At 53.9% G+C, this 22,524-nt stretch carries 22 protein-coding genes; 10 read left to right on the forward strand and 12 right to left on the reverse strand.

Annotated elements, in window-relative coordinates; all coding sequences use genetic code 11:
* Positions 1-80 precede the first annotated feature (80 nt).
* Positions 81-848: a hypothetical protein gene (locus ACR0KL_RS14500; protein ID WP_425085430.1), complete on the forward strand. Its 768-nt coding sequence runs from the start codon at positions 81-83 to the stop codon at positions 846-848.
* 38 nt (positions 849-886) lie between these two features.
* On the opposite strand, the gene ACR0KL_RS14505 is transcribed toward ACR0KL_RS14500, so the two are convergent.
* The 5 genes from ACR0KL_RS14505 to ACR0KL_RS14525 form a co-directional block, all read right to left on the reverse strand.
* A complete protein-coding gene (locus tag ACR0KL_RS14505) occupies positions 887-1,336 on the reverse strand; it encodes a MarR family transcriptional regulator (RefSeq protein WP_170679076.1) in 450 nt (149 codons plus the stop codon).
* Positions 1,326-2,276: an Acg family FMN-binding oxidoreductase gene (locus ACR0KL_RS14510; RefSeq protein ID WP_480555006.1), complete on the reverse strand. Its 951-nt coding sequence runs from the start codon at positions 2,274-2,276 to the stop codon at positions 1,326-1,328. The genes ACR0KL_RS14505 and ACR0KL_RS14510 overlap by 11 nt, the downstream gene beginning before the upstream one ends.
* 364 nt (positions 2,277-2,640) lie before the next feature.
* A complete protein-coding gene (locus ACR0KL_RS14515) occupies positions 2,641-3,318 on the reverse strand; it encodes a GntR family transcriptional regulator (RefSeq protein ID WP_480555008.1) in 678 nt (225 codons plus the stop codon).
* Positions 3,315-4,346: a Gfo/Idh/MocA family protein gene (locus ACR0KL_RS14520; RefSeq protein WP_170679072.1), complete on the reverse strand. Its 1,032-nt coding sequence runs from the start codon at positions 4,344-4,346 to the stop codon at positions 3,315-3,317. The genes ACR0KL_RS14515 and ACR0KL_RS14520 overlap by 4 nt, the downstream gene beginning before the upstream one ends.
* Positions 4,343-5,431: an isocitrate/isopropylmalate family dehydrogenase gene (locus ACR0KL_RS14525; protein WP_170679070.1), complete on the reverse strand. Its 1,089-nt coding sequence runs from the start codon at positions 5,429-5,431 to the stop codon at positions 4,343-4,345. The genes ACR0KL_RS14520 and ACR0KL_RS14525 overlap by 4 nt, the downstream gene beginning before the upstream one ends.
* 135 nt (positions 5,432-5,566) lie before the next feature.
* On the opposite strand from ACR0KL_RS14525, the gene ACR0KL_RS14530 reads away from it, so the two are divergent.
* The 7 genes from ACR0KL_RS14530 to otnC are packed head-to-tail and all read left to right on the forward strand — an operon-like array spanning position 5,567 to position 11,890.
* Entirely contained in the window at positions 5,567-6,574 is a 1,008-nt protein-coding gene (locus ACR0KL_RS14530; RefSeq protein ID WP_170679068.1) for a tripartite tricarboxylate transporter substrate binding protein, read from the forward strand.
* A 57-nt stretch (positions 6,575-6,631) separates the two neighbouring features.
* On the forward strand, positions 6,632-7,381 hold the full coding sequence (locus ACR0KL_RS14535) for a hypothetical protein (protein ID WP_170679066.1): 750 nt from the start codon (positions 6,632-6,634) through the stop codon (positions 7,379-7,381).
* A gap of 4 nt (positions 7,382-7,385) precedes the next feature.
* Positions 7,386-8,897, forward strand: coding sequence for a tripartite tricarboxylate transporter permease (locus ACR0KL_RS14540; protein ID WP_170679064.1), 1,512 nt, complete (start codon positions 7,386-7,388; stop codon positions 8,895-8,897).
* Positions 8,897-9,184, forward strand: a complete 288-nt coding sequence (locus tag ACR0KL_RS14545) for a putative quinol monooxygenase (protein ID WP_170679062.1) — start codon at positions 8,897-8,899, stop codon at positions 9,182-9,184. Before ACR0KL_RS14540 ends, ACR0KL_RS14545 begins: the two co-directional genes overlap by 1 nt.
* A complete protein-coding gene (locus ACR0KL_RS14550) occupies positions 9,181-9,978 on the forward strand; it encodes an N-acyl homoserine lactonase family protein (protein ID WP_170679060.1) in 798 nt (265 codons plus the stop codon). Before ACR0KL_RS14545 ends, ACR0KL_RS14550 begins: the two co-directional genes overlap by 4 nt.
* Positions 9,975-11,252 carry a 3-oxo-tetronate kinase gene (otnK, locus tag ACR0KL_RS14555; RefSeq protein WP_480777187.1) on the forward strand — a complete coding sequence of 426 codons (1,278 nt, stop codon included), beginning with the start codon at positions 9,975-9,977 and terminating at the stop codon, positions 11,250-11,252. Before ACR0KL_RS14550 ends, otnK begins: the two co-directional genes overlap by 4 nt.
* The gene (gene otnC / locus ACR0KL_RS14560; RefSeq protein WP_170679056.1) at positions 11,249-11,890 is read left to right on the forward strand and encodes a 3-oxo-tetronate 4-phosphate decarboxylase; all 642 of its coding nucleotides are present in this window, start codon (positions 11,249-11,251) and stop codon (positions 11,888-11,890) included. The genes otnK and otnC overlap by 4 nt, the downstream gene beginning before the upstream one ends.
* Before the next feature lie 488 nt (positions 11,891-12,378).
* On the opposite strand, the gene ACR0KL_RS14565 is transcribed toward otnC, so the two are convergent.
* Positions 12,379-13,911, reverse strand: coding sequence for a phospholipase D family protein (locus tag ACR0KL_RS14565; protein ID WP_480777188.1), 1,533 nt, complete (start codon positions 13,909-13,911; stop codon positions 12,379-12,381).
* Positions 13,912-14,105: 194 nt separating this feature from the next.
* Here ACR0KL_RS14565 and ACR0KL_RS14570 point away from each other — a divergent pair, with 194 nt between their 5' ends.
* A complete protein-coding gene (locus tag ACR0KL_RS14570) occupies positions 14,106-15,287 on the forward strand; it encodes an adenylate/guanylate cyclase domain-containing protein (protein ID WP_170679052.1) in 1,182 nt (393 codons plus the stop codon).
* 139 nt (positions 15,288-15,426) lie between these two features.
* Here the strand turns inward: ACR0KL_RS14570 and ACR0KL_RS14575 are convergent, their stop codons facing one another.
* On the reverse strand, positions 15,427-15,633 hold the full coding sequence (locus tag ACR0KL_RS14575) for a hypothetical protein (RefSeq protein WP_170679050.1): 207 nt from the start codon (positions 15,631-15,633) through the stop codon (positions 15,427-15,429).
* A 232-nt stretch (positions 15,634-15,865) separates the two neighbouring features.
* Between ACR0KL_RS14575 and ACR0KL_RS14580 the strand changes: the two genes are divergently transcribed.
* On the forward strand, positions 15,866-16,366 hold the full coding sequence (locus ACR0KL_RS14580) for a hypothetical protein (protein WP_170679048.1): 501 nt from the start codon (positions 15,866-15,868) through the stop codon (positions 16,364-16,366).
* An 11-nt stretch (positions 16,367-16,377) separates the two neighbouring features.
* Here the strand turns inward: ACR0KL_RS14580 and ACR0KL_RS14585 are convergent, their stop codons facing one another.
* The 5 genes from ACR0KL_RS14585 to ACR0KL_RS14605 all read right to left on the reverse strand — a co-directional run bounded on the left by ACR0KL_RS14585 (position 16,378) and on the right by ACR0KL_RS14605 (position 22,503).
* Positions 16,378-19,122: an AsmA family protein gene (locus ACR0KL_RS14585; RefSeq protein WP_480777189.1), complete on the reverse strand. Its 2,745-nt coding sequence runs from the start codon at positions 19,120-19,122 to the stop codon at positions 16,378-16,380.
* 108 nt (positions 19,123-19,230) lie between these two features.
* A complete protein-coding gene (locus ACR0KL_RS14590) occupies positions 19,231-20,019 on the reverse strand; it encodes a DUF3299 domain-containing protein (protein WP_480777190.1) in 789 nt (262 codons plus the stop codon).
* A 224-nt stretch (positions 20,020-20,243) separates the two neighbouring features.
* Positions 20,244-20,624, reverse strand: a complete 381-nt coding sequence (locus tag ACR0KL_RS14595) for a hypothetical protein (RefSeq protein ID WP_170463054.1) — start codon at positions 20,622-20,624, stop codon at positions 20,244-20,246.
* A 24-nt stretch (positions 20,625-20,648) separates the two neighbouring features.
* Positions 20,649-21,047 (reverse strand): hypothetical protein, encoded by a 399-nt coding sequence (locus tag ACR0KL_RS14600; protein WP_170679042.1) that lies wholly within the window; start codon positions 21,045-21,047, stop codon positions 20,649-20,651.
* Positions 21,048-21,111: 64 nt separating this feature from the next.
* Positions 21,112-22,503 carry an amidohydrolase family protein gene (locus ACR0KL_RS14605; RefSeq protein ID WP_170679040.1) on the reverse strand — a complete coding sequence of 464 codons (1,392 nt, stop codon included), beginning with the start codon at positions 22,501-22,503 and terminating at the stop codon, positions 21,112-21,114.
* Positions 22,504-22,524 lie beyond the last annotated feature (21 nt).

The following is a 22,524-nucleotide window of genomic DNA, read 5'->3' on the forward strand; positions in this document are numbered from 1 at the left end:
TTGTTAGGAGACCAATCGTTCTTTGTATTGACCCGTCACGACACCGCCCCACTTTTCTAACTCAGTTAGGAGCATCCTGAGTGTTTGTGAGGACCACTGCCTTATTAATTTTTGCTGTGTCGACCCCGGCCACGGCACTGCAGCTTCGCGAAACAGGGCGGTATGAGCTCAATCAACCCGCAAGTCTTGACTACGATCCGACGTTTTGCGGGTTGTGGATTGCGAATGAAGGGCCCGAGGCCATTCTCGTTACATTGCAAGGGGATGAATTGCGCCGAATATCCAGCGATCTCTTCCGTATCAAAGCAATTGCTATCGAAGGGGATCACTTGTTGCTGGGCGATGGTATCGGCAGTCTTCAACGTGTCACCAAAGATGGAGAGCCACTCGGAGCGCCTTTCAAACTGGACGGCGGATTCGCAGACACCGAGGGGATCGCGATCAACGCGAAGGGGCAGATCGTGACCGTAGAAGATGACCCCGAACGGTTGTCCTGGTTCACTTCAGAGGGTGCTTTGACGGCGAGGTTGGATACCATGAAGCTCTCTCCCCCCTTAAGTGAGGCGCAGGGCATCGCCATTGACCCACGCACAGGTCACATGTTGATTGTTGATGACTGGGAAGGGTCAAACAGCTTGTATGAGTTCACGGCAGATGGCCAATTGCTCGCCCAGCAAAGCCTTTTGGAATTCGGAACTGACCCTGAAGGCATCGCCATTAGGCCGGGATCTAACCAACTGTTTGTAGCATTCGACGGCGGCGCGAAGATTGTGACATTTGACTACACGCCCACCTTGCCTGAAGGATCACCGCCGCTTCCCCCGGGCGGAGACTGCATGATGTTCTGAGAATTTGGTTTCGTATTCTGGCCAACACTGGTTTTTGCCTAGTCCCGTTCGCTATCCAAAGCTTCGCGTATGAGCGTCAGATTCGGTAGCGAATTCTGAAACGGACCTGACCCGAGTTCGGACAAAACTGGAGCCAGGGATTCCGACATCCGCTCGGTACAAGCTTTCAAAAACTCCGCGCCTTGTGGCGTGGACCGGGCTATTTTCGAACGCTTGTCATTGGGGTTGGTTTCAAGGGTAATCAGGGCATGGTTTTCAAGGCTCGCGAGCATGTGCGTCATCGACGTCTTGGGCACTTGAAACGCGTTCGATAGCTGTAGTGGCGTTTCCCCCTCGGGGCGCCGGACCAGGTGACCCAATATGCCAAATTGGGTTGCGGTCATTCTGCCAGGTAAGAACGCCTCAAGCTTGGTCGAGATCAGCTGGTTGATGATCCCGACCTCGGTGAAGAACCGGTAGACTGCGTTGGTCTCATCTTCAGGCTTCATTCAGAATTCGTGTCTCCAGAGGCCAGCGGGGTGTGGCAATTGGCTCGGGTCCATACCCCAAACGCAGCAACATTTGCACCGTGTGGCCCGGTGACGCAAGAAGCTCATGCGCAAGAGCGTATTCATCAGCCATCTCAGGATATTCCTGAAGGGCTTGACTGACTGGATGAACGCCTAAGCCCATTTCAGTTGTTTTCAGGTAGAAACGCATCAATTGACGTCCGGCTTCGAGTTGATCGCTTCGCGTATTTTTAGCTGTCGTGAGGACTGCGTATTGCGGCGTCGCGTCTAGCATAGCGAAGTAGCCTCGCATGTGAGACTGAGTGCCTGGGTGGTCAACATTCTTAAGGGTCTCATTGTCCAATAGGCCGGTAAGTCGCAGCGTTTCCAGCATGGGATCGCGCAATTCAATCCCGTCCGGGTTGGCGTTGATCTCTGCTTTCCCGATCCGCATGAGGTCGACGGATTCTTTTAGGGTCTGGGGTGTTCGCATTTCGATTTCGAAAGCGCGTTTCGTGAGGTCTCGAATACGCGCCACCAGATCTTCATCGGTAATCAAGGTTGCATAGTTGCCAAGCGTAGACACTTGGTCGGCTGAGAGGCGCTGTTCAGTGTACGGTTCCTTGTTGGAATGCCGTTTGAGGATTTGATCTGAGAGCGGATCGGGTGCTCCGCCGGGAACAAACACTGCTTCTGCGATAGGTCCGTAATCTCCATCTGGCAGTAGTTTGACTTCGGTATCAAATCCCTGTGCTCCTGCCGCCAGGACCAGTGTCTCAACAAATGCGCCGAGGCCAATAAAGAGCTGGCGGTGGTAAGGATCGGTTTCCGGAAGTTCGCGATCAGGATCACGGTGGATACGTACCGTGTCTTGCCCAACCAACTCGACCAGCCAAGGTTGCAAGTTGTGTGGATTGGGGGCGAGAATTGCGTAGGACAAGGCGGCTTTGCGTGGGTCGTCATACGGTTTTGGCGTCCACGGAGCCAGCGCGTCATGCGGCGTGCGTGTAGCGAGGAACCCAACCGCGCCCGTTGCCACCAGTATCGTGCCTCCGCCTAGAATCTTGAGAAAACGTCTTCGGTTTGGCATCTTGACTCCCCAATAGTACGATATCGAACTAAAGTAATGCGAAATCGTACTATTGCAACCCCACCGATACAGTGATTGGTTGAGTGACCTGAAAAAAGTAAATCAGAACAGCTAGACTCAACGGCGGACTGCCGTGTTAGACAGGCATTCGGAGCGCCTTTTGTGCCGAAAATAAGCAGCTATCTTAGTTGATTAACGACCGGATGCGAGAAGATCAGAGGCTGTTAAGCCGATGCTTTTCAAGTATCCCGCAAAGCATAGCCTGTGCTTGCAGCCTGTGTTCTCGATGACGTTCACGGGCGGCATTTGGACGACCTTCACTAATCGCTTGAAAAACAACCCGGTGATCTTCGTTGGATTTGACGGGCAGGGGCCTGATGAACAATGTCGTTGCGCGCGCGCGGCGCACCTGGTCGCTCATCATGGCAACAATCGCTTCGACTCGTTTGTTGCCGCCCAACCGAACGAGCTCCTGATGAAACAACTCGTCTGCCTCGGCCCAGGCTTCAAGATCTTCGGCTTCGATGGCTTGGTCCATCTTTGCAATTGATCCGGCGAGTACCGCCAGTTCATCTTTTGAATAGCCCGCTTCGGCAGCGCGCTGTGCTGCGAGACTCTCGAGTTCCGTCAGTATGTCGTAAATCTCACGCATATCATCTGATGAAACAGGCAGTATTCGCACGCCCTTTCGGGGCCGCATTTCAAGCAAGCCCTTACTCTCCAACATCAGCGCAGCTTCCCGTATCGGGGTGCGGGACATGCCAAGGGTCTCGGCGAGTTCCGATTCCAGATGGTCAGTTCCGGCTGCTAGTTCGCCAGACAGAATCATCTGTCGCAAATCCCTAACAGCGCGTTGGGTATTGGAAAGAGTTTTTGCGTCCTGACCCTTCACGGCGTCTCCAAGTTGATCTTTCGTCCCTCCACAGCCGAGAGATAGATGTTCTCTTCGATGCGGATCACGTCCAAATAGTCTCGAGCCGTGTTTTCCAGCGGCGTGCCCTCTACAAGGCCTGAAACGACGTGACTTTGCAAGGCGTGCACGCAGTCTCCTCCAAACCCATCATGATCGCTCGGAGGTAAAATCTGCTGTCGCTCCTGTTTTCCAAAAGCACGGAATTCAACTGAACCGTCACCGTTAAGAACCAGTGATCCTTCGGTTCCTTCGATGAGAGCCTCACCCATGGTTTGACGCAGGTTTTCGGCACTGTGGTCAAGGCACCTGTTGCCATCGAACAGGGCTTTCAAGCCGTTGGGGTGATCAAATAGGATGAAACCTGCATCCTCGCCCGCGATAACGGGGTTAACTTGGCGCAAGTCCGCATAAACTGCGCTGGGCGCACCGAACAAAAATCGGAACGTGTCTACCCAGTGAACTGCTGTTTCATGAACGAGGAAACGCGGCATGTCCTGAAAATACGGCTGCCGGTCAAGGTAGGCTCGTGGTCCCTGTCCGTCGCCGGGCCGAAGCCGGAAAGTCGCTTGTAGAGGTGTTCCAATTCGACCCTCGGTCATCGTCACCTTGATCGCACGATACCAGGGCTGAAAGCGAAAATTCTCATGTACGACGATAGTTGCGCCTACCGCTTCAGCCTCGGAGACGATCTTCTCCGCTTCATCCAGAGACATGCAGAATGGCTTTTGACAGATCAGCCACTTGATACCAGAGTTCAGTACCGTTCGGATGGCTTCGGCCTGCGCTACAGGTGGAAGGATGATGTCCACGAGATCTGGTTTTTCCGCCTCCAGCATTTGTGACAGATCATCGTAAGCGGCAAGTCCTGTTTCTTTCGCCTTTTTGATATCACGGTTGCAGGATGCAATCGGAACCGCTCCGGGCATTCGGGACCAGCTTTCGTAGTGGAACCTGCTGAAATATCCTGCGCCCACACAAGCGACCCTGATGGTTTGTCGAGTATTCATGCCCGTAGTGCTTCCAATACCGATGCGGCTGCATCCTGCGTTCCGGCGGTGCCACCTAGGTCACGCGTCAGGTTCTGTGCGTTCGCAGTCACCTTTTCCACGGCTTCACGCAATCGTTGGCCGTCGTTGGACAGGCCTGGGTGATCATGGGTCAAACCCAACCATTCCAGCATCATTGCTGCGGACAGGATCATCGCAAAAGGGTTGGCAATTCCCTGTCCCGCAATGTCCGGTGCGGAACCATGGCAGGGTTGGAATACAGCGTGTTTCAACCCGATATCCGCTGACGGAGCCAGTCCAAGACCCCCCATAAGACCTGCACCAAGGTCGGAGAGGATGTCTCCGAACATGTTCTCGGTGACCAAAACATCAAATTCCCAAGGTTTTTGAACCATCCACAGAGCGGTGGCATCAACATAAGCATGGTCTGCCCGCAATTCGGGATGTTGGGCGGCTTCTGCATCAAACATTGATCTGAAGAACGCAAAGGCGCGAAATACATTGGCCTTGTCGACACATGTAACTCGCCCCTGGCCGCGCCCGGTTCTTTTGCGGTTCTGGGCGAGCTCAAACGCGAAACGGAACAGTTTTTCGGACACCTCACGCGTGATCAGGAGAGTTTCTCGTGCTTCGTCTTCGGAAACTTCGCCAGCGCCTTGGGTGAAGAACAGCCCTTCAGTGCTTTCGCGTATCAACACAAAGTCGATCTCTTTTCCGGGAGGCAGCGCCAATGGGGTCATTTGTCCGCTGCTTGCCTTTACAGGTCGCACACCAGCGAAAAGTCCCAGTTGCTTTCGAAGATCAATCTGCGGCGAAATCTCAGTTCCGTCCGGGTATCGAACGTCCGGCAAGCCCATTGCAGACAGCAGAATCGCGTCAGCATTGCGGGCAGTTTCGAGTGATCCGGCCGGAAACGATTCTCCAGTATTGGCGTAGTGGCCTGCTCCTGCCGGCGCGTCTGTAAACGCCAGGTCGTAGCTGGGATTGCTGAGCGAGAGCTGGCGCAGGATTTCAAGCGTGGGGCCCATAATTTCTGGGCCAATCCCGTCCCCGTGGAACACTGCAATATCGTAAGTCTTTTTCATTTTGCCCCGCTTCCTTCCTGTTTCGCATTCATAGCGCGATCGCAGCCTTCACTACAGTCCGTTGACAACGCATTCTTTAATGTATACGCAAATAAATGCAATAATAAACGCGATGTTGTTTGGGAGGACTTGGAAATGAAATTAATGCTAGGGCAGTTGGTGGCCGCAGCTGTGATGGCGACCGGAATTGCAGGCGCAGCTGCTGCGCAGGATTACCCCTATCGTGACATTACCACAGCTGTGGTCTGGGGGGCCGGTGGCGGCACGGATACGATCAACCGTATGATCATGGCCGAGATGGAAAAACACCTTCCGGTCTCGATCAATGTGATCAATCAAACAGGTGGTGTCGCGGGCTCCAACGGTATGGTCTACGTCATGAACCAACCAGACGATGGCTACACACTGGTTGGTCTGTCTGAATCGAATGTCACCGCTGCTGTGCAGGGTGGTTGGGATAAGAAATTTGACTTTTGGTATCCATTCATTGTTGGCGGATCACCTGATCTGATCTCGGTTCCGGCGGACAGCCCTTACAATACTCTGGAAGAACTGGTCGACGCCGCGAAAGCTGCTCCGGGCACTATTCCAGCCGCGGCTTCGGGCGCAGGTTCGATCCACCACTTGAACCTTCTGGCCATCGAAAAAGGGTCCGGTGCAGAATTCAAGTTTGTTCCATACAAAGGCTCAGCGCCCGGGCAGGAAGCAGCCATAGCGGGTGAAGTTGCGTTGGTTGTGACGTCACTGGCTGAACAGGCGCCGTTGATCGAAGGCGGTCAGCTTAAACCGCTCGCGATGTTGACGCCCGATGACGCGCAGATCGCAGGGGCAACAGTTCCGTCTGCCTTTGGCATCTATGACGGACTCGATCAGTATTTGCCGCTGAAACAGGCCATCGGGTTTGCGGTTCACAGTTCGGCCGGGGATGACGTTAAGGCTGCCTTAGGCGATGCGTTCGAGCAGGCTATTGCGTCTGACACTGTCGCCGAATGGGCTGCGGCGAACAACTACGACGTCGGTGGTCAGCACGGTGAAGAGGCTCAAGAGCTGTTTGCGAACCTCGAAGCTACGTTTGCCTATACCTTGCAGGATCTTGGTGCTGCAACGGTCGATCCGGCCTCGCTGGGTATCGAGAAGCCCTAATCCGATCAATTTTGAAAGGGCGCGCTTGATCGCGCCCTTTCCCTCAGGAGGCAGGCAATGGACAAACCTGACGAAACACTGCTCATGCGGGCGCGCGATTTTTGGGCGTCGATTGTTCTGATAACGGTGTCCGTCTTTTTCCTTTGGAAGACGTCGGACATCCCCCTTTGGGGTGAAAACCGCGCAGGTGTAAGCGGGTCGGATTGGTACAACTCGGCTGCAATTGTACCGCTGTTCATCTTCGGTGGGTTGCTTGCGTTGTCCTTCGTTTTACTGGCTATTTCGATCCGCTCTGGTGGGGCCGAAAACGCGCTCAGTGCGTTGGGGATCGGGTGGGACAAGTCGGAAGCCTATCGAGCTTCAACAATAGGCCTGATCCTTCTAGCATATGTCGTCGGGTTGGTTCCAAGGGTCGACTTCATTCTGTGTTCTGGCTTGCTGATTACAGCTTTGACGTATGGCTACTACGGCGGCCATGCTCGGCGTGCTTTGGTTGCCTGTATCGCTGTTGTCTCCACTGGACTGTTTGCGTTTGCTGTTTTTCCCGCGCAGGCGGATTGGAACGCACACGGTGATGATTGGTTTACGCTGGCCTTATGGGTCTCGCTCACATTTGTAGTGTTGACCAAAGTGGCCTCTGAGCCCGTTTTGCGGTACGTTCCTTTGGTGGCAATACTTGCCCCGCTCATCCTTGTTTGCGCGATGGCCTTTGTTTTCAGGCAGAACGTGCCCGCGCGCGGCGGGCTGATCTTCAAGCAAATCGAATACCACTACTACGTGACGCTTCGTCCGCTATGGAAAGATTGACCGGATGGACTTTATCCTTTCGCAACTGGCTGGATTTGGGGCCGCCTTCGTGGGCCTGGCAGTGGACCCGCTGACCTATCTGTATTTGATCGCATCCGTATTCCTGGGCATCACGTTCGGCGCATTGCCCGGTCTGACGGCAACCTTGGCGGTGACGATCCTGACAGGTTTCTTCGGCAACAAAATCCCGCTCGACTATTCACTCATCGCATTGCTCGGAGCCTATGTTGGCGCGATCTACGGCGGCTCTTACCCCTCAATTCTATTGAATATACCGGGCACGGCAGCCAGCGCGGCGACGGCCATGGATGGCTACCCTCTGGCCAAAGCGGGTCGAGGGGGCGAAGCACTCGGACTGACCACAACGGCCAGTTTTATTGGCACAGTTATCGGGACCATCACGCTTTTGATTTTCGTCTGGGCGTTGCTTTTGGTTTCAAAGAACATCGCAAGCCCGGAGAAAGCGCTGCTTGCCCTATTCGGCATTTTGCTTTCTGGCACTTTGATGAGCGAAGACCTAGTGATTAAGGGATGGATCGCCGGTCTGATTGGGCTTGCGATGTCCATGGTTGGGCTCGATCCTCTGTTGTCTGAGCCGCGCTATACCTTTGGCTGGTCATACTTGATGAGCGGGTTTCAAGTTGTGCCAGTTTTGATGGGGGCTTTTGCCATCCCCCAAATCATCGACGGTTTGAGGCACGTGGAGGCCGGGAAGGTTCTGGCCCTGAAAGGTCGTATCCTTCCGAACCTTCGCTCAATTCGACGCTACCTGCCCACCATTGGCCGGTCAGGCGTGATCGGGACAGGGGTAGGAGCACTTCCCGGAGTGGGCGAAGATGTAGCCGGTTGGGTCAGTTACGGTGTTGGCAAGACGGTGTCCGCCGAGGGCGACAAGTACGGCAAAGGGTCATTGGAAGGTCTGCTATCTTCTGAGACCGCAAACAACGCCTGCATAGGCGGCGCGCTGATCCCGCTTTTGGTGTTGGGCATTCCCGGTTCACCACCCGCCGCGGCTTTGATGGGGGCCTTCAAGATCAACAACGTGATCCCGGGGCCGACGATTGATCCCGAGATCATTCTGCGCGTGGTTGCGATCCTGGTGCTGGCATCCCTGACCATGTTCATGATGGGGCTTTTCACGGCTCGGGTCTTTATCAAGATACTCGCCATCCCGCAGACCATCTTCTTGCCCGTCGTGATGGTTCTGACAACAATTGGGTCATTCAGCGTTGGTGGAGGCATCAATGATCTTTACCTGATGCTCGGTGTCGGTGCCGTTGCCTACTTCATGAGCCTCATGAAGTACCCAATCGCGCCGTTGGTTATCGGGGTTATTCTGGGCAGCCTTTTTGACGAAACCTTCCGCCGGTCGCTGTTCTTGTCGGACGGGAATCTTTCGGTCTTCTTTTCACGACCCGGTGCGGCCATTCTGCTGTTGCTCAACATTGGTCTGATCCTCAGCCAACTGCCCGTCGCAAAGCGCGCTTTCTCACGTCTAAAAGGACTTTCTGTCTGATGTTTGTGGTCACTGTCACCTTCACTCTCAAGCCCGGTTCAAGAGACACCTTTTTGCCGCTGATGGTCGAAAATGCTTCAACCTCTTTGCGTGAAGAACCCGGATGCCATCAGTTTGACGTTTGCCTCGGCGGCGATCCCGAGACAGTTTTTCTCTATGAAGTTTATGATGACAGCGTGGCATTCTCTGCCCACCTAGAAAGTGCGCATTTTAGGTCTTTCGATTCGGCAGTGGCTGATATTATCGCCACCAAAGTAGTTCACCAGTATCCTGAGGTCATCCGATGAACGGTTGGGAAATCCACGCCGTGAAATACGCGGATCGAAATGCCCGGACGCGCGCTGATAGTTTCATCATTGATGATAATCACGACGCGTCTCATGCGATGGATTATTTTGTTTGGGTGCTCAAACGCGGCAACAAAGTCATTCTGGTCGATACTGGCTACGACTCCGATGAGGCCGCCGCCCGGGGTCGTCCCATCGCGATGGACCCTCGCGAGGCCTTGCGGCCCCTAGGCATTTCGCCGGAAGCGGTGACCGAGGTCATCGTGACCCATCTTCATTATGACCACGCGGGCGGACTGCACATGTTTCCTAACGCAAAGTTGCATATGCAGTCGGCGGAAATGGCCTTCGCCACAGGTCCCTGCATGTGCCATGACCACCTGCGTGCGCCTTTCACGGCTGGCCATGTCTGCGAGGTGGTAAAGCGTCTCTATTCAGGCAAGGTCGTGTTCTACGATGGAGAAGCTGAGATTGCAGATGGGGTCACGGTGCACTGCATCGGTGGACACTCGCGCGGATTGCAATGCGTTCGCGTAAGAACGGGAGCTGGGTGGATGGTACTCGCCTCTGATGCCTCGCATTACTACGAGAATTTCATGGCACGCAAAGCCTTTCCCATCGTCGTCGACCTGCAAGACATGATGGATGGTTTTGGGACGCTAGAGAGATTGGCCTCGCATCCTCGACTTATCGTGCCCGGCCATGATCCACTTGTGCGTGAGATCTTTCCAGTCGGAGCGGCACCGCATATTCATAGGCTGGATCCTGGGCCAACCAGGGAAATCAAATTATGAAGATCGGCGTCATAGCGGACGATTTTACCGGTGCGAGTGATATTGCGAACACCTTGGCAAAGGGTGTCGAGCCGGAAGGTGGATTACGAACGGCTCAGTTCCCGGGTATTCCCACAACCCCAGCCAACGAAGAGATCGAGGCGGGTGTGATCTCGCTCAAAAGCCGCACCGCACCTGTCGAAGAAGCTGTTGCGGACAGCCTGCGCGCCCTGCGGTGGCTTAAGGATCAAGGATGCCAGCAGTTCATCTTCAAGTATTGCTCGACCTTCGATTCCACTATGGAGGGAAATATCGGCCCAGTTGCAGAAGCGCTGGCCAACGAACTGGGCGCGCAAAAGGTGGTTTTCTGTCCGGCCTTTCCGACAACGGGGCGCACGGTCTATCACGGTCATCTTTTTGTGCTCGGCAAGCTGTTGAACAAGTCCGGAATGGAAAACCACCCACTTACTCCGATGACGGATGCCAACATTAGGCGATGGTTGCAGCATCAAACCAAAGAACCGGTCGGGTTGGTGTCGATCGACGCCGTGAAGCAAGGATCAGAGGGGATTGCTGCTGCTTGGCAGAACGCCGACGAACGATTTGTGATTGGCGATGCGATTTCGGATGAAGATTTGTTGGCTTGGGGCGAAGCTCTAAAGGATGCCAAGCTCATTACTGGCGGATCGGGTATAGCGCTGGGTCTACCAAGAAACTTCCTGAGAGAGACTTCATCCAAAAGTGCTGGCAGAGCGTTCACTGGTATCGCAGGGCCTGCCGCGATCCTTGCGGGTTCTTGTTCAGGTGCGACCCGCGGGCAGATTGAGATTCATGCGAAATCCTATCCAACCTTCGCCATTGATGTTCCGGGCGTGATGTCCGGGGATGTGACCACGCAAACGCTTCTGGATTTCTTTGAAAAGCATCCGGGTCAGGCACCGCTCGCATATTCATCGGGAAGCCCGGATGATGTGCGTGCTATCCAAAATAAATTCGGTCAGGAAGCTGTAGCGGACAGGCTGGACAATCTCTTTGCTGAAACTGCCCGGGAACTTGTCCAAACGGGCTATAAGCGCCTTGTCGTTGCCGGAGGGGAGACGTCGGGAGCTGTTGCCAAGGTCATCTCTGAGGCACTGGGGTCTCAGGCCATGTCAATTGGGCCAGAGATCGACCCGGGCGTGCCAATCCTGAGCGTTGGAAAAACTGAACCTATTGCGCTGGCCCTAAAATCTGGAAACTTTGGCGCTCCGGACTTTTTTGCGAAAGCCCTCAGAATGATGGAGGCCGGCAAATGAGATCTGAAGAATTGGCTTTACGGCAGCAAATGTCGGAACTGTGCGCCTCGCTTTTTGCGCGTGGCTTTTCCGTCGGCACTGCGGGCAATGTCTCCGCGCGTCTACATGACGGAATCCTCATGACGCCAACGAATTCGACCTTGGGCGATATCGACCCAGAGCGCATCGCCAAGATTAGTTTGGATGGCAGCTACGTCTCGGGCGATAAGCCGACAAAGGAAGTCTTTCTGCACCAAGCCTTCTACGAGACGCGGCCAGAAGCGGGCGCCGTGGTGCATCTGCATTCAACTTGGGCCACTGCACTGTCGTGTTTGGAAGACACCGATCCCAATGACTGTATTCCACCGCTAACACCATACGTGGTGATGCGCGTTGGCACGGTCAAACTGGTTCCATACGTTAAGCCGGGTGACCCGAAATCCGGTGATTTGATCCGCGAACTGGGCGGCAAGTACAGTGCGGTTCTGTTGGCTAATCATGGCCCGGTCGTGTCGGGAAAGGACCTCTTCTCTGCTGTCTGTGCAGCAGAAGAGCTTGAAGAAACGGCCAAGCTGCTTGTGGCCTTGCGGGGCATGCCAACCCGGATGTTGGATGCAGCACAAGTCACAGAACTCAAAGAGACTTTCGGAAGGATGTAATCGGACGCCGATAGGAGGAGTGTGCAAACAATTGGGAAAATCGTGAAAAGTTATTCGCAAGCACGCTTGAGTTTAATGAATGCAATCAATTGCAGGAACGCACCGTTATGAGCGCGCTTACATGATGCTTAGGTTTGTGCATAACACTACGCGCACCCCATAAGTTTGCGTAGTTTGCCTGTAGTCTTGCGCTGCGCGATTGTCTGCCTTAGCGACGAATTTTGTCAGTTTTTGTCGTAGTCATTGCGGTCATGGTTCTTTGCGGCGCTCAACCCCACAAAGGGCCTCTCTAAGGCCCCTTGGGTTCCATGCGGCTTTTCTGCTTGGATTCTCGCGAAGGTCTGCAATGCGCTGAAAGCGAAGATGCAAATTCTGGTGGGCGGATGAACAAAACGACCGGCTGGAAAAGAGCAACGGACGTTTTGAACCCAATCCAAGCGTTTTTTGCAGGCCGGAGTTCTCTGGTAGCGTCGGGTATTTGCCAAAACCTACAGCTGAGACGCAATTGGTAAAACACTTAAAAATCCCGCAACTATGTGATCCCAGGTCGATCCTGTCGGTTCCGATTGGTACTCTAGAACGTTGCCATCATCGCCTCTTGTCGTCCATCTAAGCTGACCAGCTTTCTCGAGCGTTACGTTATATGTGTATGCGGGTAGCGCGTCATCCAAGGCACCCATGGTCTGTGTCGCCAATGCCGGCGAGTCAATCAGAATTCCCATCTCGGTGTTGATGTTGACAGATCGCGGATCCCAGTTGAACGATCCTACGAACAAGTATCGGTCATCGACTGCAAATGCCTTGGAATGCAGGCCTGACCTGGATTGAGCCCAGTTAATACCGCGGCGTTGGACCTGATAGGCGTCCGGTCGCAGTTCATAGAGTTCTACTCCACCGCGCAGAAGTGCACGGCGTTTTTTGGCGTAGTGGGCGTAGACGGGTGCGACGTCGTTAGAGGCAAGTGAATTGGTTACAACCTTTACGTCGACGCCGCGGCTTTCCAATTCGGTCAGCCATTTCACACCGTTGCTACGCGGCACGAAATAGGCGGAGACGATGTTCACTTCACTGCTTGCATTCTCAAAGTACGGAAGCAATTGAGATGCCAGAACGGGACCTGAGTTCTCGAGACCGGCGGCTTTTGACGGCGGATCAGCGTAGAGCTTCGCAGGCAGCCAATCCAGTGATAGGGCTCCATCTGCGAAGTTCTCTTGTGCTGACTTTCTGAGGGCCGCGCCATACTGCGTTTGCTTCGCTTCCTCGACCAGTTCGTTCAACCTGACTCGCGCATCAACAAGGTCAAATTCCTGAGGTTCTCCAACGACTACCCGAGCTGGAACGGCGAATTCGCTGTTCCAGTATGAGTCAAAGCTTTGTGACACCTCGCGTACAACGGGGCCTGCTGCCAGCACATCTAGATCAGCGTAGTTCATTTCTTCTCGCGCGAGAAAGTACTCGTCACCGATGTTTCTCCCGCCCACAATCGTGAACACGTTGTCTGCGGTCATGGACTTGTTGTGCATTCTGCGATTGATGCGTTTGAAATCGGTCAAACCTGCGATCAGAAGGCTTTGTTCCCGCCAGAATGGATTGAACAGCCTAATCTCAATGTTTTTGTGATTGTCCAATGCGGCGGTCATCGCGTCATAGCTGGACGTGTCCATGTCATCCAGCAACAATCGGACACGTACACCCCGATCAGCCGCTTGCAAAAGACTGGCAGCGAATAGGTGGCCTGTTGGGTCGTCGTGCAGAAGGTAGTATTGCGCGTCTATCGTTCTCTCGGCCGCCGCAGCGAGCAATAGCCTTGAGACAAGAGCTTCTTCGCCGTCACTGATCAGCTTTACGCCCGACCGACCGTCTTTGGGATCGCCAAGCCGGTTGGCCGCCCGACTGAGAGCCGTGCGCGAGTCCGCCGGCAGCGAAGCCGATACCGTCTTTTCATATCTGCGAGTTTTGGGGGCGCAAGCAACAAGGGTCAGCGTGCACAAGATACAGACCACCAACTTCCATTGCGTCATCAGCTTCCTCCATCCCCTAAAATTAGGTGACTACGCCTAGACGGGTGATTGCAAGTCTGTTCTGTAAAGCATGAGATTGTTTCGCTGGGCGTTGTTGTTTTGGTGAAACCCTCAGCTTTCGCATGCTGGCATGTGATTTTGACGCAATCTCAAATCAAACGTACTCTACCAGCGACCAAGTGCGAACGAGGACCATGCCTGATCCCGAACACAGAAATAACTCCGCTGCGGAGCCTTCGCCGCGTGCTGCGGCCGACGGTATCGGCGTGGCAACTGAGGAGTTCAAAATCTCGATGCCAATCGGGATCGGAGCTGTTTTGGCTGCTCTGGCCTCCTTGGCCACGTGCTATTCCGGGATTTTGCTCACCTATTTGGTTGGCTACGAAGCGCTTACCATAAACCCACATGCGCAAGCGGTGCTCATGTGGGTGTTTGCATTATTGGCGGTTAGTTTCTTATGGAGAGATCGGAAACGGCATGCCAAGGAGCTTCCACTCGTCCTTGGTGGGATTGCTGCTGTCATCCTGATTGTCACACTATACTTCGGCTATGATGAACGCGTCGAAGCTTTGGCTTATGTGCTTTTGGTGATCGCGGCTTTGCTAAACCAGAACTTTATACTCGATGCTTTGAACCACACGGTCCGCAGCCAGACACATGAAATAGAAGCATTGAACGAAAGACTGACTGAGAAGGTAAAGCGCCAGGAAGGCGAGATTGACAGGCTGGGGCGTCTCAAACAATTCCTTGCGCCTCAAGTTGCGGAGCTTGTCGTCGAAGAAAACGCTGACGAGCTTTTGAATACTCATCGTCAATACATCGCTTGCCTATTCTGCGACATCCGGAATTTCACCGCCATTTCCGAAGCGATTGAGCCGGAGGATGTCATTACCCTTCTCCAGCATTTCCACGATGAAGTTGGCCATTTAGTTGCCAAACACAAAGGAACAATTGGATACCGAGCCGGAGACGGATTGATGGTCTTCTTCAATGACCCGGTTCCGTGCGATCAGCCCGTTCTGCAAGCCGTGCGGCTGGCTAAGGCAATAAACGAAGCCTTCGAAGGAATACGAGCACCCTGGCAGAAACTCGGACATGCGATGGGTTTGGGTATTGGGATCAGTAGTGGTTATGCGACGCTTGGGCTTATCGGGTTTCATGGCCGCGCCGACTACACTGCAATAGGTGGGGTCGTGAACACCGCATCCAGGCTTTGCGACTTTGCCAGCGACGGGCAGATCCTTTTGAACCAACGGGCGCTTCTAGACATAGAAGAATATGTAGAGACCGAAGAAATGGGAGAACAGGAACTGAAGGGCATCGGTAACCCGGTGCAGATTTTCCGTGTTATCAGCCTCTCCGATCAAGCAAAATGATGCTCTATCTTGTTGTAAATACTTTGGAATTTCGTGTTTTCAAGGTCTGCCTAGGGCTGCTAGCGGCCTTTACGTACTTTGCAGAGAACGGCAGCACTGAATGCGCGGCGGCAATCCTTCGGATCGCTAAACGCTACACTCAACCGGCGTAGCCGATGGATTGGAAGCTTTTTCCAAGCTTCTTGGAGAAGTGACAAGTGGCAGAAAAACCGCGCAATACGTCAAAGTTCACCGACCACTCGGTCAAGGAAATTTCGTGGTCGCTTTTAGCCATGTAGAGCGAGACGAGCGCGACTGGGCCGTTTTTTACTTGTCCCGGATCAAGAGTGGAAAGATCGTCGAACATTGGGATTTTCAGGAACGGATCGGCCCGAAAGAGGCTTTGAATAACTCTGGCAAATTCTAGGTGAGTAGAGCGTCATTTTTTCTCTGGCGGCGGTTGAAGATGATTTCGTGTTCAGGGCAATGGCGTACTAGCGTTGGCTCAGCATTCCATAAATTGAATGGTTGTATTTGATTTGTCCCGCAAGATAATCTGAATGCAGCTTTAGATACACGGACCATTTGTGGAGCTTTAAATGAACAGGTTGGCGCTGACAGCAATGGCATTGATCCCCGCTGGCGTGGTGTGGGCTGCTGGTATGGAGCGGTGGGGTGAATCCGGTGACTGGACAATCTTAATTGATCTCGAAAAGGGAAACGGCTGTCTCGCTTGGAAGCCCTTTGAAGACGAAATGACCGTTGAAATTGGTGCGGCACCCAATCAGGCTGGTGGTTTTTTTGCCGCCTACAATCCGGCCTGGGTGCAGATCGAGGACGGCGCGACCGGCATCGTAAAGTTCGACTTTGGTGATGCAAAATTCGAAGGCGAAGCGGTTGGTGTCTATAAGAATGGAGTTCCCGGTGGCTACGCCTTTTTCGACAACCCGGCGTTTGTGACCGAGTTTGGAAAACGCCAAAGCGTCACGATTATTGGCGAAAGTGGGGCCGAGGTAGAGCTTGATCTCAGCGGGTCCGCAAAAGCCATTGAGGCCGTTCTGACGTGTCAGGCTGAACAGCCGGAACCACTGAAGAACTAGGTCGCGTCCGACTACTGCAATTGATTGATGTCCGGCACACAGGGTTGCCTGTCGACAGGCATAGCATCAGCGCCCTCTGGAGCCTTGCTTATAGACCCACCCACATCCAGCTTGAACTTCGGCGACGAAAGCTGACCCGTTACATCAAATGGCCAAGCGCTCCGGGATAGGGGTTTGCCGACGCGACGAGGCTCCGCTCTTAATGCGATGCTATCGTTTAGCCAGTCCACTTGCCCCCTGGCCACCAACTGAACTGATCCCGTTTCAATGACGATGGAGTTTGAACTGACCCGCCCGGCCTGGATATCAACCGGGGCGACCACGCAAGTGATGTCGGTGTAACCCTGCCGAAACTCCTCTGAAAACAGCCACGGGAATATGCCCAGCCCCGCCAGCTCCAATAGGCTGGTGCTGATATAGCCCTGCGACATCGACAAAGACGCATTGCCGCGCATGGAGTTGATGAAGGCCTTGCCCGAGGCAGTATTGCCAGAAACGTTGAACTCTCCGCTCAAACGTCCATAGGCCTCAATACCAATTCCCAACTCATCCAAGATTTCGCCGAATTCCCATCCCGAGGTCGATCCCGACAATGAAAGCCAATCAGGAGAGTCAATCAGATCCATGACCGCCCGCAAGCTGAAGTTTCCACCGCCATAAGCCATCTGAAAGGGCCCGAAATCCACAGTTCCGTCTTTGGCAGACAACTGGCTTGAAACTGATGTTACGCCTTGCTGGCCTACGATCTCTTTGAAGTCGATCTGTACCTCGACGTCAGCTTCTCGAAGCACGCGCTGCACATCCAGAAGATCGGCAGGTTTCCCTTTTTCCTTTGGCAATACCAAGGGCTGGACGTCTGTCTCCTTCGGTAAAACCAAAGGCTGAACTTCGGCTTCAGGTTCCTTTGTGGTCTCGCCTACCAAGCTTTTCAGTTGGTCCAGCACGGCAGTCAGGTTCTTCAGGTCGTTGAGATCGAGCCTTTCGCTCGTGATGTTGCCCCGAACAACAGAAGCACCCTCGGGAAATTTTGCGTCCAAAGCCGCAAGAAGATGCGAAGACCCGGCTTCGAACTGGATTGCGGCATCAAAGTCCTCGCCCTGTTTGGAGGTTTCCGCATCAATAGCTAGTGCTCCGATCTCGACAGGCTGCAGATTAACTGCGGTCAGAAACTTGGCGCTGTCGTCGATGTCCAATTCCACGTCGAAATCGAGACCGGCAAGGCCTCTTAGCTCGTTGACAGATAGTGCGAGATCAAGCGCCCAGAGATCGGTGCCGTAGGTGGTCGCGTTAAACCTGTTGAGTGAAACCGGCCCACCCGCGTTGGATATGTTGAAATCGGCTTTGATGCCGCCGAACTGGTCAACGTATTCTTCATCGAGGTTGGGCAAAATCAACTTGGCGGGCCCGTTTAGCTCCCCATCGAAAGTCACGTCCTGAAGCTGAAGCAGATCGAGGATTTCACCTTCGGCTTTCAGGACAGGCTGTTCAATTGGACCGGCTTGTAGCGCAATGCCCAGCATGGCAAGCCGTCCGTCTGGCATGCGGCGAATACTTTCGATTGAGGCTGGGCCGATTACGTCCAGCCCTTGGTCAAATGCATTGGTTTGGAACAGCAACTTCTCAAATTCGAAGGAAGCCAGGGATCCGACCATATGCATTTCAAAGCCGGTGAATTTAAGTTCCTGGATACTTTTTGCTGCTGGCGGAGGCTGTCCTTCGGGATGAAGCCGCGCGTTGAAGATCAGATCAACGCCCTGAGCGGTGTAGAGGTCATCTATTGAACCCTCAGCTTCGAGTTTTTGCCCATCCTCCAAGCTTACAGTTGTTGTAAACGCCTCGATCTTCACAGCGTCCTGAGACACGAGTTCTGCTTGCAGCTGACCATTGCCTTCCAGAACGCGTTCCAGCCCGATGACGTCCAGAAAATCACCGAACTCACCTGTGTCCATTTCCAAGACTGCCCGATAACCGCCCCCTTCGTCTGCCGAGAAGGGCTCGCCATCGTAGCTTACGGTCATTTCGCCAAAACTGGCGCGTGTCGTAAACGGTGCGGCGTGTGGGTAGTCGCCTTCGATTTCGAAAACCTGACCGTTGACGGAGCCGGAACCAGAGACCTTTGTTCTTTGTCCATTGTCTACTTGTTCGAGCGCGAGTGACTGAAGGTCAAATACAAATGAGAAGCCCGAGACCTTGTCGTCAATGTTTAACCCGATTGATGTGAAACTTACGTTCTTGTCGCTCAGAAAGTTCAGGATCCCACCGCCTTCCGCACCACTCTCATTGGTACTATCAGCGCTCGCGACGTCTTCTTGATCTTCCGTTGATACTGTTTCCTCAGATTCGGGCCTGCGTGTCGGCCTGTCTGTTCGCCAGCTTGTGGTGCCGTCTTCGGCCGTCAGAAGATTTGTTTGGAGGCCCTCCACGACGAGATTGTCAAAGTGCAGGCGCCTGTTGGCCAAAGCGGCTATATCCAGCTCCAGCTCCAGCAGGTTCAATTCCACAAGAGCTTCCTGCGGCATTGTCAGGCTCGGGATGACCACACCACCGACGTAAATGTAACTCGTGCGGCCAAGCGCGACGCTTACATCATCTTTGACAAGAAGTGGCCGACCAATTTGTTCCGAAAGAACTCTTTCCACAAGGTCGCGCCGCATGTCCGAGAACATCGGAGCAGCGAACAACAACCAAACAAACGCGCCTGCTGCGAAAGCGAGAAGTGCGACAAGCCCAATTATCCTAAATAGCCAAACCCTCATGCGCTCCCCTATCGCCGCTTTGGCCGTTCAGTCTCTGACAAGCAGATTTTCGGCCCACCTAACAGAACGCCCCTTCTGAAACATATTCAGGTCAGTTGGGCTGTGTCACTATTCGTCTTTGATAGCCCCGCCAGTCGCTATTATTCTTCCCATCAGTACGCTTGCCCTATTTGTCGTAGCCTCTTCTGAAGACTGGATTGGTCCAAAAGTCTGAACGTCATCAACCTCCAAGGTAAACGCAGCCTTCATCAGGACGGGACCATCGACAACCAGCATTTTGTTCTGCGTCGGGTCGATCCTGATTTGACCAGTTACAACGATGGGCTCGTAAACTGTCGATGGTGACCAGGATTCACTCAGGCGCAAACGCACCATCTGGTTTGGTGGCGGAGGCGGTACGTGGCTGCACATTCCACGTTCCCGCACGATATATGCCTTTTGGGAGCCATCTTCGTCGCGGGTTGCCGGGATCACAAACCCGCCCGATGAAACGGTCACGCCATCGATGTCGACGTTGGTGGTCGTGCCCGCCTGCCCACGTCTTTCCACCACAACCCAGGGTTGGGAAATCAGCCAGTTCGCATCAATGCCTCCCTCAGCAAGAGTTGCTTCGGTCGTCCCGATATCCACTTGAAGCTGGTCCAGCTGTTCTGGCGTCGCCCCGCCTTTTTCTTGCCGTGCGCGCAACCGGACCAATTTACGAAGCGCGTTAAGCTGTTTGTCAGTCAATTCAACGAAAGGATCTTCGTAGTCTTGAGCGGATTCATCGATCAGGTCTGACCATTCGATACGTGCAATTTCCGAATGAACCGGCAAAGCCAAAAAGCACGCGGCTATTACCGCAAAGGAAAGACGCATTGTCATATGCTCCTCAATTGTACGCAAAACAGCGCCCACTGCCACTGGCTCTGACGGGTCATCATTAAGTTCCAACGGATTCCTGCGCGAGCAGGACGCGTGCTCATGAAAGGGTCGCAAGCGCAAAAAGTATAAGAAGGGCTTTTTCGATCGCTAGGCCTGGTGTCTGGGTTTTGAACTTGGGCCGGGGTTCACAGAAAGATCGCCCCGGCCAGCGTCAGGGCAAACGAGGTAATTCTTGCCCTGAAACATCGTACTTTCGTCTAGTTGAGAAGATCGCCGACGATGCCGACAGCATCCACAACCGTAGAGAGGTCATTTGTAACTTCGAGAACTTCACCATCGACCTGAATGTAGCGGTTTCCATTGCCCGGCTCCTTCAGCTTCCATTTGGAAAGGTCCCCAATTTCCTCGAACTCCAGATCAGACGGGAGCTTGGCACCGCGCGTGTAACGCTTGATCTGACCAGGTGGCACAGCCTTTGGGCCTTTGCCGGGTTTGTCTTCGATCTGAATGCTGACATCACGGTCCTTGCCCCCCTTGTTCGGCTTCTTACCCTTGTTGTCTTTGGCATAGGCATCGCTGCCTCCAAGGATGAAAAACACAACTGATAAGGCTGCGAGAATTCCGTACACGATCTTCATAGACTGTTCCTTTGCTTCCTAACTTCATTCGACCGGAGTTGAAAATTCCGGCACGCGCTTCAGGGCTTCAACCATGTCCGCGCTCGTCATCAGTTCGATGAACCTGTAGTCTTTCAGAACCCCTTGGCTCAGACGCGAAATATACATGGCCTGCACCATGCCCGGATCGTCTGGGAAACGGACGGTGATGTAGTTCTTGCCATCTGCCAGTCCCCAAAAATAGCTTATCATCTCACCGCCCATTGCGGCGAGTGCAGCGCCCATGTCCTTTTCCCGGTCGGTTGGGTTGTCGATCATGATTTGCCAGGCCTCGGAGTTTGGTTCCCCGATCCCCAGATAGTATCGGCTTTGGTTTTCGTCGGCTGCTGCTTCAGCAACGCCGATCCCAAATACGCAAAGAACTACTGCGATTACCCTGTTCATTGATCACTCCCCCGATCAGGATCGACGATGCAAGGCGCAGATGTCAAATTCCCGCATACTCTGCTCATTCGAGTGTATTCTTGTAGAAGACGCCGTCTTTCATGATGACACGAATGGTCTCGAACCCTCGATCACGCGCCGGTGCATCGAACCATTTCGGGTTTGCTCCAAGAACCGACAGGTCCTCCAGCGGATTTCCATCGACGATCAGGATGTCTGCATAGGCCCCTTCTTCGATCACGCCCAGTTTGTTGGGATAAGGGTTCCGCCGCCCAGTCAGCTGTGCCAACTCGCCACCAGTCGAGGTCGCTGCAACTAGGAAGGCATGGTTACCCAGCAATTCAGCGAAGTAGTATTTTTCAAAGTCGCGGTGCGCGCGTCCAAACCCAATGGTGGACAGCACGGTGTCGACGTTATGCACGATCTTGGGCTTGTATTTCTTAATGTACTCAATGACGTTTTCTGACCCGACCAGATATTCTTCCAGTTTCGGTTTCACTGTTGGCATCGAGAAATTGGGGTGATCAAGCAGTGCGGGATCCATTCCAGCTACATTCAAGGCCCAGAAGATACCCTCATCCGCAATGCGTTTGACGGTCTCTTCGCTCACCATCTGAGCGTGCTCCAGCGACTTGACGCCGGCGTCCAGAGCCATTGTTACTGTTTCGTCCGTATAGGCGTGAACTGTCACATAGGTATCAAAGAAGGACGCAGCCTCGACGGCTGTCGCAATCTCATTGACGTTGTAAGCAACGGACCAGAGTGGATCGAGCTCGGATGACACTCCACCGCCGGCCATCAGTTTCAGGAAACTCGCCCCATGCGCGAAGTTAAGCCGCGATGCCTTCCGGATTTCTTCGGCACCATCAGCAATATATGACAGGTTGAACGTATTGGCGACGTCGTCCGAACCGATGTTGAAGGTTCGCTGCTCGGGGTTTCGCCAGTCACCATGGCCGGATGTCGGGCCGATGGCCGCACCTGACGCATAGATGCGCGGGCCGTCTACAATCCCCTTGTCGATCAGTTCGCGCAGACCTGATCCCATTCCGCCGGTATCCCGCACCGTGGTGTAGCCGTCGTAGAGATAGTCGCGGGCATTTTCGGCTGCTGTGGCCCCGATTTGATCCCATTTGGCGGCCTGAAGGCCCGAGAAGGATTGCACGAGCCCTGTGGCATAAAAGTGCACGTGACTGTCAATCAAGCCCGGCATCAGCGTGCGCCCGCCCCCGTCAACAAGCGTCGCGTCAGGCGCATCAATACCGTCAGTCGAGACTGTCTTTATGAGATTGCCTTCAACCAGAACATTCGCGTTTTCGATCCGCTCTTCATCAATTCCGTCAAAGATATGCACATTGGTGAACAAGGTTTGCGGGAGCGCGTCCTGCGCCAAGGCACCGCTTGCTGCCATGGAAACAAGTCCAGCGATTGCTGTCAGTGAGGCCAGTGTTTTCACGTGTCAGTACTCCCATTTTCC

It is taken from the genome of Ruegeria sp. C8 (assembly GCF_056537565.1).